Annotated in this window: 10 protein-coding genes; 4 read left to right on the top strand and 6 right to left on the bottom strand. The window is 70.1% G+C overall.

The window, feature by feature from the left end; all coding sequences use genetic code 11:
* Positions 1–104: 104 nt before the first annotated feature.
* The 3 genes from PGB34_RS10535 to PGB34_RS10525 all read right to left on the bottom strand — a co-directional run bounded on the left by PGB34_RS10535 (position 105) and on the right by PGB34_RS10525 (position 5,541).
* Positions 105–509: a hypothetical protein gene (locus tag PGB34_RS10535; RefSeq protein WP_271428031.1), complete on the bottom strand. Its 405-nt coding sequence runs from the start codon at positions 507–509 to the stop codon at positions 105–107.
* Between the two features lie 207 nt (positions 510–716).
* Positions 717–3,305: a cyanophycin synthetase gene (gene cphA, locus PGB34_RS10530; protein WP_271428030.1), complete on the bottom strand. Its 2,589-nt coding sequence runs from the start codon at positions 3,303–3,305 to the stop codon at positions 717–719.
* Positions 3,306–3,321: 16 nt separating this feature from the next.
* Positions 3,322–5,541 carry a cyanophycin synthetase gene (locus tag PGB34_RS10525; RefSeq protein ID WP_271428029.1) on the bottom strand — a complete coding sequence of 740 codons (2,220 nt, stop codon included), beginning with the start codon at positions 5,539–5,541 and terminating at the stop codon, positions 3,322–3,324.
* Positions 5,542–5,702: 161 nt separating this feature from the next.
* On the opposite strand from PGB34_RS10525, the gene PGB34_RS10520 reads away from it, so the two are divergent.
* From PGB34_RS10520 to PGB34_RS10510, 3 genes are all read left to right on the top strand, one after another.
* Positions 5,703–7,994: a cyanophycin metabolism-associated ABC transporter gene (locus tag PGB34_RS10520; protein WP_271428028.1), complete on the top strand. Its 2,292-nt coding sequence runs from the start codon at positions 5,703–5,705 to the stop codon at positions 7,992–7,994.
* Between the two features lie 92 nt (positions 7,995–8,086).
* Positions 8,087–8,593, top strand: coding sequence for a cyanophycin metabolism-associated DUF1854 family protein (locus PGB34_RS10515; RefSeq protein ID WP_271428027.1), 507 nt, complete (start codon positions 8,087–8,089; stop codon positions 8,591–8,593).
* Positions 8,594–8,682: 89 nt separating this feature from the next.
* Positions 8,683–9,042 (top strand): hypothetical protein, encoded by a 360-nt coding sequence (locus PGB34_RS10510; RefSeq protein WP_271428026.1) that lies wholly within the window; start codon positions 8,683–8,685, stop codon positions 9,040–9,042.
* Between the two features lie 37 nt (positions 9,043–9,079).
* Here the strand turns inward: PGB34_RS10510 and PGB34_RS10505 are convergent, their stop codons facing one another.
* Positions 9,080–10,198, bottom strand: coding sequence for an ABC transporter substrate-binding protein (locus PGB34_RS10505; RefSeq protein WP_271428025.1), 1,119 nt, complete (start codon positions 10,196–10,198; stop codon positions 9,080–9,082).
* Positions 10,199–10,396: 198 nt separating this feature from the next.
* Between PGB34_RS10505 and queC the strand changes: the two genes are divergently transcribed.
* Complete coding sequence (gene queC / locus PGB34_RS10500) at positions 10,397–11,098, top strand: 7-cyano-7-deazaguanine synthase QueC (protein ID WP_271428024.1); 702 nt, start codon at positions 10,397–10,399, stop codon at positions 11,096–11,098.
* Here queC and PGB34_RS10495 read toward each other — a convergent pair.
* Entirely contained in the window at positions 11,077–11,400 is a 324-nt protein-coding gene (locus tag PGB34_RS10495) for an antibiotic biosynthesis monooxygenase family protein (RefSeq protein ID WP_271428023.1), read from the bottom strand. The genes queC and PGB34_RS10495 overlap by 22 nt on opposite strands.
* Positions 11,397–13,202 (bottom strand): ABC transporter ATP-binding protein/permease, encoded by a 1,806-nt coding sequence (locus tag PGB34_RS10490; RefSeq protein ID WP_271428022.1) that lies wholly within the window; start codon positions 13,200–13,202, stop codon positions 11,397–11,399. The genes PGB34_RS10495 and PGB34_RS10490 overlap by 4 nt, the downstream gene beginning before the upstream one ends.
* Positions 13,203–13,334: the final 132 nt, after the last annotated feature.

Here is a 13,334-nt window from a genome sequence, read left to right as displayed (position 1 = left end):
GCCAGGACGGTGGCGTACCGCGGTGTACCGCGCGCCCTGGCGGGCGGGTGCTGGCGCCGCTGCAATGGCGGCCAGCGCCGGGAAACCCGGGCTCAGCGCCAGGCTCAGCGCGGCGCGCCCGGCTGCGTGGCCGGCAGGGGGGTGACGGTTTCGCGGATCACGCCGCCGCCCATCACGCTGCCTTCGGTGCTGGTGGCGCCGGTGCCGCGCACGCGGGCCTCGCAGGCGGCACGATCCGCGGCAGGCTGGGCCTGGCAGCGCGCCAGTGCATTGGCATCGACCGTGGCGCCCGCGGGCGTGCTGAGCCCGCCGCGCTGGGCCTCCTGGCGTGCCGCGCCCGCCTCGCGCAGGCAGGCCGCGCGGTCCTGTTGCACGCCATCGCAATGCGCGGTGGAAGGCGCCTGGGCCATGGCGGCGGCGCCACTGCCCAGCGCAAGCGCCAGCAGGCCGGCGCGTGCCAAAAAGGTCAGCGAGGTGGCGGGAGGGGACGGCAGTTTTCTGGAATGCATGCACAGACTCCTTGCGGGTTGCGGCGGTCCATCACGCTCCATCACGCAGACGGGCGCCGCTTGCCCGATGTTTGGCAACCTTCAGTGTCCGGGGCCGCCCGAGGGGCCGGTGTGGGAGTGCTGCCCCGACCGTCGAGGTGCGGGAGCCTACAGGCTGTGAGCGCTTTCCGACGCGCCCACGGCCCCCGGTTCCCGCGCCGCGGCGCTTCAGCCCGCCTCGATGCGGCGTGCCAGATGGGCCAGCGCTTCGTCCACCTGGTCGACCAGGATCAGGGTCAGGTCGCCGGGCTGCAGGCGGTCCAGCGCCGAATCGATGGCCACGAACTCGCCGCGGATCTCGTCGACCACGGCCGTGCGCTGGGCGCCCTCCAGGCCCTGGCGCAGCAGCGCGATCACTTCGCCGTCGGCGCGGCCGCGCTGGGCGGCGTCCTGGTAGAGGATCACGTCGTCGAAGGCGGCGCCGAGGATGGCCGTCTGGTCGCGGATGTCGCAATCGCGCCGGTCGCCCGCGCCACTGATGACCACCGAGCGGCGCTTGGCCGGCAGGGTGTCCACGGCCGCCACCAGGGCCTTCATCGCGTCGGTGTTGTGGCCGTAGTCGGCGATCACCGTGGCGCCGCGAAAGCGCATCATGTTGAAGCGCCCGGGCACGCCCGCGGCGTCGTTCTTGAAGCTGGCCAGGCCGCTGCGGATGGTGTCCCAGTCCAGGCCCACGGCCCAGGCCGCGGCCACGGCGGCCATCACGTTCTCGACCTGGAAGGGCAGGGTGCCGCCGCGCGTGATGGGCACGCCCGACAGCGGCACGCGCTCGCGCCAGGCACCTTCGGCGGCGATCACCTCGCCGCGGTCCACGTACACCGTGCGGTGGCCCTGCGCGCGGTGCGTGGCCATCACGGGGCACTGGCGGTCGGCGGCAAAGTAGATGACGTGTGCCGGGCCGCTCGTGACCACGCTGGCCATGGCCGCCACATGCGGGTCCGCGGCGTTGAGCACGGCATAGCCCTCGGGCGAGACGTTGCGCACGATCACGCGCTTGAGCACCGACAGGTCTTCCACCGAGTGGATGTAGTTCAGCCCCAGGTGGTCGCCGGCGCCGATGTTGGTCACCACGGCCACGCTGCACATGTCAAAGCCCAGGCCTTCGCGCAGGATGCCGCCGCGCGCCACCTCGAACACCGCCGCTTCCACGTCGGGGTGCAGCAGCACGTTGCGCGCGCTCTTGGGGCCGCTGCAGTCGCCGCTGTCGGTCTGGCGGCCGTCCACGTAAACGCCGTCGGTGTTGGTCATGCCCGTGACCAGCCCGCTGGCGGCCAGCAGGTGGTTGATCAGGCGCGCGGTGGTGGTCTTGCCGTTGGTGCCGGTGACGGCCACCACGGGGATGCGGCCCTGGTCGCCCGGGGGGAAGAGCTGGTCCATCACGGCCTCGCCCACCGGCCGGCCGCGGCCGAAGGAGGGGCTGATGTGCATGCGCAGGCCGGGCGCGGCGTTCACTTCGACGATGCCGCCGTGCTGCTCTTCCAGCGGGCGGATCACGTTCTCGCAGACCATGTCCACGCCGCAGATGTGCAGGCCCACCATCTGCGCGGCGTCCACGGCGCGGGCCGCGATGTCGGGGTGCACGGTGTCGGTCACGTCGGTGGCCGTGCCGCCGGTGGAGAGGTTGGCGTTGTTGCGCAGCACCACGCGCTGGCCCAGCGCGGGCACGCTGTCGGGCGTGAGGCCTTGGGATTCGAGCCGGCCGATGGCGATGGCGTCGAGCCGGATCTTGGTCAGCGAGGTCGCATGGCCCTCGCCGCGGCGCGGGTCCAGGTTGACCTCGTCGACCAGCGCACGCACCGTGCGCTCGCCGTCGCCGATCACCTGCGGCGGGTCTCGCCGCGCGGCGGCCACCAGCCTGTCGCCCACCACCAGCAGGCGGAAGTCGAAGCCCGGCAGGAACTTCTCGACCATCACCTCGCCGTACTTGGCGGCGGAGGCATAGGCCGCATCGAACTGCTCGCGCGAGCCGATGTTGACCGTCACGCCCTTGCCCTGGTTGCCGTCCTGCGGCTTGGTGACCACGGGCAGGCCGATCTCCTGCGCGGCGGCCCAGCCGTCTTCCAGGTCCTTGACCGGGCGGCCCAGCGGCACCGGCACGCCGGCGGCGTTGAGCAGCTGCTTGGTCAGCTCCTTGTCCTGGGCGATGGATTCGGCCACGCCGCTGGTGCTGTCCACCTCGGCGGCCTGGATGCGGCGCTGCCTGGCGCCCCAGCCGAACTGCACCAGGCTGCCGCGCGTGAGGCGGCGGTAGGGAATGCCGCGCGCCACGGCGGCCTCGACGATGGCACCGGTGCTCGGGCCCAGGCGCTCGTCCTCGTCCAGCTCGCGCAGCTCGGCCACCACGGCGGCGGCGTCGAAGGTGGCCGCGCTGCCTTCAGGGGCCAGCGCGGCGGCGATCAGCTCGGCCGCGCGCTGCACGGCCAGCCGGCCCACGGCCTCCTCGGTGTACTGCACCACCACCTGGTACACGCCTTCTTCCAGCGTGGCCGTGGTGTGGCCGAACACGACCGGGCAGCCGGCCTGCACCTGCAGCGCGATGGCGGCGTTTTCCAGCACATGCGCCAGCGCCAGCGGCTGGCCCAGCACCGTGGGGTGCAGTTCGCCGATGAAGGGGAAGAGCGCGCGCAGCCGGGTCTCGAAGCCGGGCAGCTGCCCGATCACGTTCTCGTTGCCCTTGCAGGACAGGACCGTTTCGATGGCCGTGTGCCGGCTCCACAGGTTGGGTCCGCGCAGCGCGCGGGTGCGGATGATGTCCATGGTGCGTGCCTTGTTCTCAGACCGGCAGGGCAAAAGAGGGGGAGGAGGCGGAGGGCGCGGCGTCGAAGACCTCGACGCCGGCGCCGATCAGGTTGAGCGCGATGCCCAATGCCCAGGCGGCGGCCACGGCGGCCAGCAGGCTGTCCACGCTCACGCTGGCATGGCGCTGGCGCCAGACCGCGAGGCTGCCCATGCCGGGCAAGAAGACTTCGCTGGTGCCGGTGGCCAGCACCACGCGGTCCTGGCGCACCAGCACGGCCTTGCCGCCCGCGTTCAGGTGGGCCGCCAGGGGCGCGGCGTTCACGTCGCTGGCGTACAGCACCACGTCGCCGTCGCACAGCGGCGCCATGTCGGCCACGCGCGCATCGGCCGCATTGAGCACGGCCGTGCCGTGCGGCAGCACCACGTCCACCTGCGTGCGCAGCACCTTGACCATCTGGTCGCTTTCCTGGATGTCGTAGTGCGCCAGCGCCTCGGCGCCGCCCAGGTCGGTCACGATGCCCACGTCGCAGCGGTCGTAGGGCAGGCCGTCGGCCAGGATGGTCTGGGCGCCGTTCTCGATCACCACGGCTTCCATCTGCCGGTTCACCAGCAGGCGGCGTCCGGCTTCCCAGTTCGCGCTGTCGCGCGCGTCCACGCGCCGGCGGTCCAGGAACAGCCCCTCGCGGCAGGCCAGGCCCGTGGGCTTGCCCGACAGGCCCACCAGCCAGGCCACCAGGCGCGCCAGCGCGGCGGTGTCCTGTGTGCCGGCCACGCCCACGATCGGGATGCGGCCCGGCAGGTCGGCATCGTCCTCGGGGAAGAGGTGGTCGCAGATGGCGCGGCCCACGGGGCGCGGCGCACCCACGGCCGGCTTGAGGTGCATCAGCAGGCCGGGGCCCGCATTGACTTCGACGATGGCGCCGCGCTGCGCGGCCAGCGGCCTGGCGATGTCCTCGCACACCATGTCGATGCCCGCGATGTCCAGGCCCACGATGCGCGCGGCCAGCGTGGCGGCATGCGCCACTTCGGGGTGGACCTGGTCCGTGCAGTCCACGCTCAGGTTGCCGTTGCGCTGGATCACCACGCTCTGGTCCAGCGCGGGCACGCTGTCGGCCGTCAGGTGCTGGCGCGCCAGCTCCAACTGGAGCTTGGCGTCGGTGTCGGGCAGGATGATGTCCAGCGGGTACTCTTCCTGCGCGCCGCGGCGCGGGTCGCTGTTGAGCTGGCTGTCGATCAGCTGGCGCACGCTGCTCGTGCCGTCGCCGGTCACGCAGATGATCTCGCCGCGCGCGGCCGCCACCACCTCGCCGCCGATCACCAGCAGCCGGTGTTCCTGGCCCGGCACGAAGCGCTCGACCATCACGTCGCTGCCCTCGGGCTCGGCCACGGCGAAGGCGGCCAGGACCTCCTCGCGCGTGCGCAAATCAAGCGAGACGCCGCGGCCGTGGTTCGCGTCCGAAGGCTTCACGGCCACGGGCAGGCCGATGTCCTCGGCCGCTTCCCAGGCCTCTTGCGCGCTGGCCACCACCTGGCCCTCGGGCACCGGCACGCCGCAGCTGGCCAGCAGCGACTTGGTCAGCTCCTTGTCGCTGGCGATGGATTCGCCGATCGCGCTGGTGTAGTCGCATTCGGCGGTCCAGATGCGCTGCTGGCGCGCGCCGTAGCCCAGCTGCACCAGGTTGCCTTCGTTCAGGCGGATGGCCGGGATGCCGCGGTCGACAGCCGCGTTGACGATGGCGGCCGTGCTCGGGCCCAGGTAGCAGTCGTCAACCTTGGCCTTGATGGCGTCGACGGCGCGCTGCACGTCGGCGGCGTCGCAGGGGTCGCCGTTGAGCGTGGCCATCAGCAGGCGGTGGCCCTCGGCCAGCGCGGTGCGGGCCACCTGTTCGTCGCGCGCCCGGAAGACCATGCGGTACTGCCCGTGCTGCGAGGTGCTGCGCGTCTGGCCGAAGCCCGTGGGCATGCCCGCCAGGTTCAGCAGCTCGATCACCACGTGCTCGAGCACATGGCCGGCCCAGGTGCCTTCCTCCAGCCGCTGGATGAAGCCGCCGCGCTCGCCCACGCCGCAGTGGTGCTCGATGAGCGCGGGCAGCAGCCGCGTCAGGCGTTCAGGAAAACCCGGAACCAGGTTGGAGGGGTAGTCTTCCAGGGCACCGAGGTCCAGCCAGACCTCGAGGACGGGGCGGTAGGTCCAGATGTTGGGGCCGCGCAGGTAGCGCGAGCGCATCAGGCGGATGTCGTCGAAACGGGGCATGTAAACGTTCGTAGGGGGATTGCGCGGACGGCGCTGTGCCTGGTTTCAGGCCTGGCGCCGGCGGACCCTGTGGGTCCTCGAGAATACGCAGCGCCCGACCGGCGCGTCGATCAGGCCTTGTCCCGGGCCCGTGGTGATCGATGACATGAACGAAGAAAAGAATGCAACTACACGATTCAGTCGGTGCCCCGGAGGGTGAATCGGCCCTTCATGCCGGCTTCGAAGGCCGGCTTCTGGAGTCGGAGAACGTTCTGGCCTTGGCGCCGGTTGACCTTGATGCCAGCCTGCACTTTGCCAGCGGCACCTTGCTGCTGAGCGACCAGCGCCTGCTGGCCGCTGGCGCCGCTGGCGCGCAGGAGTGGGCGCTCACGGCAAGCCTCGCGCTGCTGCTGCACGACCAGGCCGGCGTGGGCACGGCCGAGCTGATGGACGGCGAGCGTCGGCTGGCCGGCTGGCACTACACCCTGGCCCACCAGGGCCCCATGCTGCGCCTGCAGCGCCGGCTGGCCCAACAGGCCGATGCCCTGGCCGGCCGGCCCGTGGCGCCGCCCGACGAAGCCGAGGCCGAGCCGGGCGTGGACACCGAGTTGCAGAGCCCGCCCTCGACCTGGGTGCTGCTGCGGCTGGGCCGCTTTGCGCGGCCGTACCGCAAGCAGCTGATCTGGGGCTTCCTGCTCACGGTGCTGTCCACGGCCGCCACCTTGGTGCCGCCGTACCTGACGATCCCGCTGATGGACGACATCCTGATCCCGTTCCAGAACGGCCAGGCCATCGACCCGATGCTGGTGGTGCTGTACCTGGGCGGGCTGCTGGCGGCCGCGCTGGTGGGCTGGGGCCTGGGCTGGGCCCGCACCTACCTGCTGGCGCTGGTGAGCGAGCGCATGGGCGCCGACCTGCGCACCACCACCTACGAACACCTGCTGACCCTGCCGCTGGACTACTTCGGCGGCAAGCGCACGGGCGACCTGATGGCGCGCATCGGCTCCGAGACCGACCGCATCAACGTCTTCCTGTCGCTGCACGCGCTGGACTTCGCCACCGACGTGCTGATGATCGTGATGACGGCCGCCATCCTGGTGTCCATCAACCCGCTGCTGGCCGTGGTTACGCTGGTGCCGCTGCCCTTCATCGCCTGGATGATCCATGTGGTGCGCGACCGGCTGCGCACGGGCTTCGAGAAGATCGACCGCGTCTGGGGCGAGGTGACCAACGTGCTGGCCGACACCATCCCCGGCATCCGCGTGGTCAAGGCCTTCGCCCAGGAAAAGCGCGAAGCCGAGCGCTTCCGCCAGGCCAACGTCTACAACCTGCAGGTCAACGACCGGCTCAATCGCACCTGGAGCCTGTTCACGCCCAGCGTGTCGCTGCTGACCGAGATCGGCCTGCTGGTGGTGTGGGCCTTCGGCATCTGGCAGGTGGCGCGCGGCAGCATCACGGTGGGGGTGCTCACGGCCTTCATCGCCTACATCGGGCGCTTCTACACGCGGCTCGATTCCATGAGCCGCATCGTCTCGGTCACGCAGAAGGCGGCGGCCGGCGCCAAGCGCATCTTCGACATCCTCGACCACGTGAGCAACGTGCCCGAGCCCGCCAACCCGGTGCGCATCGAGGGCACGCTGGCCGGCGGCATCGAGCTGCGCGAGCTGGGCTTTCGCTATGGCTCGCGCGTGGTCATCCGCGACCTGCAGCTCAACATCCAGCCCGGCGAGATGATCGGGCTGGTCGGCCATTCGGGCTCGGGCAAGAGCACGCTGGTCAACCTGATCTGCCGCTTCCACGACGTGAGCGAGGGCGCCATCCTGGTCGATGGCACCGACATCCGCCGCTACGCCGTGGCCGACTACCGGCGCCATGTGGGTCTGGTGCTGCAGGAGCCCTTCCTGTTCTTCGGCACCATCGCGCAGAACATCGCCTACGGCAAGCCCGAGGCCACGCGCGAGGAGATCGTGGCCGCCGCGCGCGCGGCCCATGCGCACGACTTCATCCTGCGCCTGCCGCACGGCTACGACTCGCTGGTGGGCGAGCGCGGCCAGGGCCTGTCGGGCGGCGAGCGCCAGCGCATCAGCATCGCGCGCGCGCTGCTGATCGACCCGCGCATCCTGATCCTCGACGAAGCCACCTCGGCCGTGGACACCGAAACCGAGAAGGAAATCCAGAAGGCGCTGGACAACCTGGTGCGCGGCCGCACCACCATCGCCATCGCGCACCGCCTGTCTACCTTGCGCAAGGCCGACCGGCTGGTGGTGATGGACCGCGGCGAGATCGTGGAAGTGGGCCCGCACGACGAGCTGATGGCGCGCGAAGGCGCCTACTGGCGGCTCTATCAGGCCCAGCAGCGCCAGGCCGACAGCGACGAGGCCGAAGTCAGCGAAGGCGCGGCCCGCGAGCGCGCGGCCGTGGCCACAGCGGCCACGCAGGCCAGCCATGCAGCCCACCCGGCCGGAGAGGCTTGAGATGAAACTGCCCCCACGCTCCCCCGCTTCGCGAGGTCCGCTGCCCCCCGAGGGGGTGCCTCAGTGCCTTCGGGCGGCCGGGCGCCACTGACATGAACGAAACCCTATCTGCTGCTTCTTCTGCTGCCGCCGACGGCAGCGCCGCCCTGCAACTGCGCAGCGATGCCCGCGGCGTGCTGCAACTGCTGCTGCCCGACGGCCGCCATGAAGCCGTGACGCCCGTGCGTGCCTTCGCGCTGAGCGCGCCCGATGCCGGCATTTCGCTCGTCGGCCCGGACGGCCGCGAGCGTCACTGGATCGCCGACCTGCAGGCCGTGGCGCCCGAAGCGCGTGCGCTCATCACCCAGGCGCTGGCCACCCGCGACTTCGCGCCCATCCTGCTGCAGCTGCGCAGCGTCTCCACCTTCGGCGTGCCCAGCACCTGGGACGTGCGCACCGACCGGGGCGACACGCGCTTCGTGCTCAAGGCCGAGGAGGACATCCGCCGCCTGGAGGGCGGGGCGCTGCTGATCACCGGCGCGCATGGGCTGCAGCTGCGCGTGCCCAGCCGGCAGGCACTGGATCGCCAGTCGCGGCGCCTGCTGGAGCGCTTCCTGTAAGAATGCGTTGACGATCTCGCCGGGTCCGCGGCGGCACGCGCCCGACCCCTGGCACCGACCACGAACGCAGCGAAGAAGAGGAACGGCACATGGCCAACGTCAAGCAATCCATGGAAGAGCTCATGACCACCGACGGTGCCATGGGTGCGGCGCTGGTCGATTCGGGCAGCGGCATGGTCCTGGGCCACATCGGCTCGGGCGTGGACCTGGAAGTGGCCGCAGCGGGCAACACCGAGGTGGTGCGGGCCAAGATGAAGACCATGCGCGCGCTGGGCCTGGACGACGCCATCGAGGACATCCTCATCACCCTGGGCAAGCAGTACCACATCATCCGCCCCATGGTCCGGCAGGAAGGGCTGTTCATTTACCTGGTGCTGGACAAGAGCCGCTCCAACCTCGCGCTGGCACGCCGAAAGACGGCCGAAGTGGAGCAGAGCCTGACGCTCTAGGAACACGTTCCAAGGCGCGGCACCCCCGCGCGCCGGGCTACTGCTGCACCTTGCCCATCGCGTTGACGATGGACAGGTCCACATAGGTCGAGCCCGCGCGGGACGCGCCCGAGAAGCCGATCATGTAGCCGCCCAGATCGAGGCCGTGGATGGACTCCAGCGCGGCAGTCATGCCCTCGCGCGTCGGCCTGGTGCCCTGGCGCTGGATGGCTTCGACGATGACCCGGCCCGCCACATAGCCTTCCATCATCGTGAAGCTGCGGGGCGTGGCCACGTCGTGGGCGCGCGCCAGGTCATTGAACTCCTTGCTGATCGCGGTGGTGACCTTGTAGGGGTTGGGCATGACCTGCGAAATCACCAGCCCGCGCAGGTGGTCGTCGCCCAGCCGCACCGCCAGCTGCTCCATGTCGGCGTTGGACAACGTGAAGATCGGCGTCTGGGCGCCGGCCAGCCGCAGGCGTTCGATGAAGGCCCCGGCCACGAAGCCTCCCGCCGCCACCACCAGCGCCTGCGGCTTGGCGCGCAGGACGCGGTCCACCTTGGCATCGAGCGAGCCCTTGTCGATCTCCAGTCGATCGACCAGCGTCACCTGGGCCTGCTGGGCCGCGGCGTCCGCCGCCGCCAGCAGGCCCTCTGCGCCGCCCTCGTTCTCGTAGAGCAGCACCACGCGCTTCCATCCCACCGTGTGGATGTGCGTCATGAGCTTGCCCAGTTCTTCGGGCATGCCGGCCTTGATGGCGAACAGGCGCTGACTGCTGGGCAGGATCTGCGCGGATCGGTAGCCCACCATCAGCAGTTCGTTCCTGTCCAGCAGGCCCGACTTGAGCAGTGCCGAGAGCGAAGGGCCTCCCACGTGGCCCGTGAGCACCAGCGGGCGGCTCTGCGCGATGAGCCTGCTGGTCTGCTGCAGCGATTCTTCAGGGGCGCCGCGGTCATCCACCGCCACCAGCTTGAAGGTGTGCCGCGCCGGGTTGTGGGTGCCGCGGTTGGCGGCTTCGAGCGCCAGTTTGAGGCCGGCCGCGTAGGCCATGCCCTGGCGTGCCTCGGGGCCGGTGAGCGGGGTGACCTGTCCGACCACCACGTCGGCAGACCGTCCGGCAGAAGCGTGCGCCAGCAGCGCAGCAGCCAGCAGGAGCTGGAGGAACCTGTGCATCATTTTTCATCTCCCTGAGAAAAAAACACAGGCCCTGCCATGCTCGTGCAAAGGCTCAGCCCGCGAGTCGAACAGACCGTCTCAATATCTCAGGGGATCGGGCGCCGGGCCATTGGTGCAGTTGCTGCAGAAATTCGGCTGACGTCGGGACAGGGGTCCGGGTAGCCCAAAAAAGGGGCTTCCGGCCGTCACAATCCGCGCATGCACAGCACCGCGCTCGTTCTTTTTTCAGGGGGCCAGGACTCCACCACATGCCTCGCTTACGCTCTGTCGCGCTATGAACGCGTGGAGACTTTGGGCTTCGACTACGGCCAGCGCCACCGCGTGGAATTGCAGGCGCGGCTGTCGGTGCTGGCGCAATTGCGCGCGCAGTTTCCGCAATGGGCGCCCAGGCTGGGTGAAGACCATCTGCTTAATCTCGACGTGCTGGCGCAGATCGGCGGATCGTCGCTGACCGAGGACATGGCCTTCCAGATGCAGGCTGACGGCCTGCCCAACACCTTCGTGCCCGGGCGCAACCTGCTCTTCCTCACGCTGGCCGGTGCGCTGGCCTACCGGCGCGGACTGCAGGTGCTGGTCACGGGCGTGTGCGAGACCGATTACTCGGGCTACCCCGACTGCCGCGACGACACCATGAAAGCCATGCAGCTGGCCCTGTCGCTGGGGCTGGAGCGGCGCCTGCGGGTGGAAACGCCGCTGATGTGGATCGACAAGGCCGCCACCTGGGCGCTGGCCGAGCAGCTCGGCGGCCGCGCGCTGGTCGATCTGATCGTGGCGCACACGCACACCTGCTACACGGGCGACCGCACCCAACGGCACGCCTGGGGCTTCGGCTGCGGCCAGTGCCCGGCCTGCGAGCTGCGCGCGAACGGCTGGGCCGCCTACGCCGAAAACAGGCCGTAGTCGCGCTCCACGCGTGCGATGCGTATGCGGTAGTCGGCATACCAGTCGCTGCGACCGAGCTGCTGCGCGACCAGATGTTCGCTTTGGGCCTTCCAGGCGCGGATGGATTCCAGGTCGCGCCAGTAGCTCACGGTGATGCCCAGGCCGTCGCGCGCCGATTCGACGCCCAGGTAGCCGCTCTGCTGCGCCGCAAGCGCAACCATGCGTTCGGCCATGGCGCCATAGCCGTGGTCGCCCTCGGTGCGCAGCGACGTGAAGATGACCGCGTAGTAGGGCGGCTCGGGGGTGTTGGCAATGCTCATGGGGTGGCGCCTCCCGGGGCCGTGTTCAGTTCATGCGCTTCGATCCGGAAGCGCGCGGCCTGGGGCCTGTCGTCGCCCGTGGGTTGCAGACGCCAGCGCTGCCGGTGATGGGCCTGCAGCGTGGAGCGGTGCGCGATGGAGACGATGGCGCCGCCCGCCTGCCTGACCTGCGCCACCAGCCGTTCGTACAGCGTGGCTTCGGCGTCTTCGTCCAGCGCGCTGGTGGCCTCGTCGGCCAGCACCCAGGCCGGCTTCTTGAGCAGCACGCGTGCAATCGACAGCCGCTGCTGCTCGCCGCCCGACAGCTTGTGGCCCCAGGCGTCCTCGCGGTCGAGCTGGTCGGCCAGCTGCGGCAGCAGCGCGTCGCTCAGGGCCTGGCGCAGTTGTTCGTCGCTGTAGTTCTTCGCGCTGTCGGGGTAGGCCAGCGCGTCGCGCAGCTTGCCGTCGGGGAAGTAGGGGCGCTGCGGGATGAACATGGTCTGCGCGGGCATCTGCACCTGGCCGCGCGCATGCGGCCAGATGCCCGCCAAGGTGCGGAACAGGCTGGACTTGCCGCTGCCCGAAGGGCCATGCACGAGCACCGTGTCGCCGGGGCGCACCTGCAGCGCGCCCTGGTCCACCAGCGTGCGGCCATCGGGCAGACCGATGTGCAGTGACTGGGCGGCAATGCCGGCGTCGCCGGCTTCGCGTGCCAGGGCCGGATTGGGCCGCGAATGGGCGACCACGGCGTGCTCGAAGCCCGTCAGGCGGTCGGTGGTGGCCTTCCACACGGCCAGCGTCATGTAGTTGTCGACCAGCCACGACAGCGAGTCCTGCACGCGCCCGAAGGCCGAGTTGATCTGCATCAGCTGGCCCAGCTGGATGGCGCCGCTGAAAAAGCGCGGTGCCGCCACGATCAGCGGGAAGATGATCGCGGCCTGCGCGAAGAAGCTGCTGAACCAGGTCAGCTGCTTCTGGTTGCGGATCAGGTTGAAGTAGTTGCCCATCACGTCGGCAAAGCGCAGATCGAGCTGCTGGCGTTCCACGCGCTCGCCGCCGTCCAGTGCGATGGCCTCGCTGTATTCACGCACGCGCACCATGTGGTGGCGGAAGTTGGCTTCCAGCATCTGCTGCTGGAAATTCAGCTGCACCTGCGGCTTGCCGATCCAGTGCGCGATGGCGCTGCCCACCGCGCAGTACAGCACCGCGGCCCAGACCATGTAGCCCACGATCTCCAGGCTGCCGCCGCCCAGCGCCTGCGGCAGCGGCACCGAGAGCGAGCCACTGAGCGTCCACAAAATGCCCACGAAGCTCAGCAAGGTGACCAGCGCATTGAGCAGGCCCATGGACAGCGTCACGCTGTAGGTGGTGAACAGGTTGAGGTCTTCCTGGATGCGCTGGTCGGGGTTGTCGGCCACGCCCTCGCTCGCGTCGGTGAAGCGGGCCAGCTCCATGCGGTAGAAGGCCTTGTGGGCCAGCCAGCGCGAGAGGTAGTGGTCGGTCATCCACACGCGCCAGCGCAGCTGCAGGATCTGCGTGAGGTAGAACTTGTAGACCGCGATCACGATGTAGATCAGCGCCAGCCAGCAGAACTTGACGATCTGCTGCCAGAACACCGGCTGGTTCTTCTCCTGCAGCGCGTCGTAGAACACGCGGTACCACTCGTTGATCTGCACCAGCATGTAGACCGCCCCGAGGTTGAGCAGCACGATGGCCAGCAGCAGACCGCGCGCGCGCCATTTCTGCTCGGAGTTGAAGTAGGGAGCAGCCAGCGCGCCGATGCGGCGCACGGTGGTCCACAGCGATGGCTTGTCCTGGGGCATGGGGCGGGCCTTTTCTTTTGCTGTCGTGGGAAGGCCGGTGCGGCGCACCGGCCTCGTCACGCATGCTAGCGCCGGCCGCTGCCCCCGGGCTTAAGCCGGGCTGAAGCAGCGCGCGGCGCCGGCTTCAGGCCG

It is taken from the genome of Xenophilus arseniciresistens (assembly GCF_028023875.1).
GTDB lineage: Bacteria > Pseudomonadota > Gammaproteobacteria > Burkholderiales > Burkholderiaceae_C > Xenophilus > Xenophilus arseniciresistens.
Note: the sequence above shows the minus strand (reverse complement) of the source record. Positions and strands in the feature narration are given on the sequence as shown.

Excerpts from the sequence above, each read along its gene's own strand:
- PGB34_RS10535 (WP_271428031.1), bottom strand. The coding sequence starts at position 509 with ATGCATTCCAGAAAACTGCCGTCCCCTCCCGCCACCTCGCTGACCTTT.
- cphA (WP_271428030.1), bottom strand. The coding sequence starts at position 3,305 with ATGGACATCATCCGCACCCGCGCGCTGCGCGGACCCAACCTGTGGAGC.
- PGB34_RS10525 (WP_271428029.1), bottom strand. The coding sequence starts at position 5,541 with ATGCCCCGTTTCGACGACATCCGCCTGATGCGCTCGCGCTACCTGCGC.
- PGB34_RS10520 (WP_271428028.1), top strand. The coding sequence starts at position 5,703 with ATGCAACTACACGATTCAGTCGGTGCCCCGGAGGGTGAATCGGCCCTT.
- PGB34_RS10515 (WP_271428027.1), top strand. The coding sequence starts at position 8,087 with ATGAACGAAACCCTATCTGCTGCTTCTTCTGCTGCCGCCGACGGCAGC.
- PGB34_RS10510 (WP_271428026.1), top strand. The coding sequence starts at position 8,683 with ATGGCCAACGTCAAGCAATCCATGGAAGAGCTCATGACCACCGACGGT.
- PGB34_RS10505 (WP_271428025.1), bottom strand. The coding sequence starts at position 10,198 with ATGATGCACAGGTTCCTCCAGCTCCTGCTGGCTGCTGCGCTGCTGGCG.
- queC (WP_271428024.1), top strand. The coding sequence starts at position 10,397 with ATGCACAGCACCGCGCTCGTTCTTTTTTCAGGGGGCCAGGACTCCACC.
- PGB34_RS10495 (WP_271428023.1), bottom strand. The coding sequence starts at position 11,400 with ATGAGCATTGCCAACACCCCCGAGCCGCCCTACTACGCGGTCATCTTC.
- PGB34_RS10490 (WP_271428022.1), bottom strand. The coding sequence starts at position 13,202 with ATGCCCCAGGACAAGCCATCGCTGTGGACCACCGTGCGCCGCATCGGC.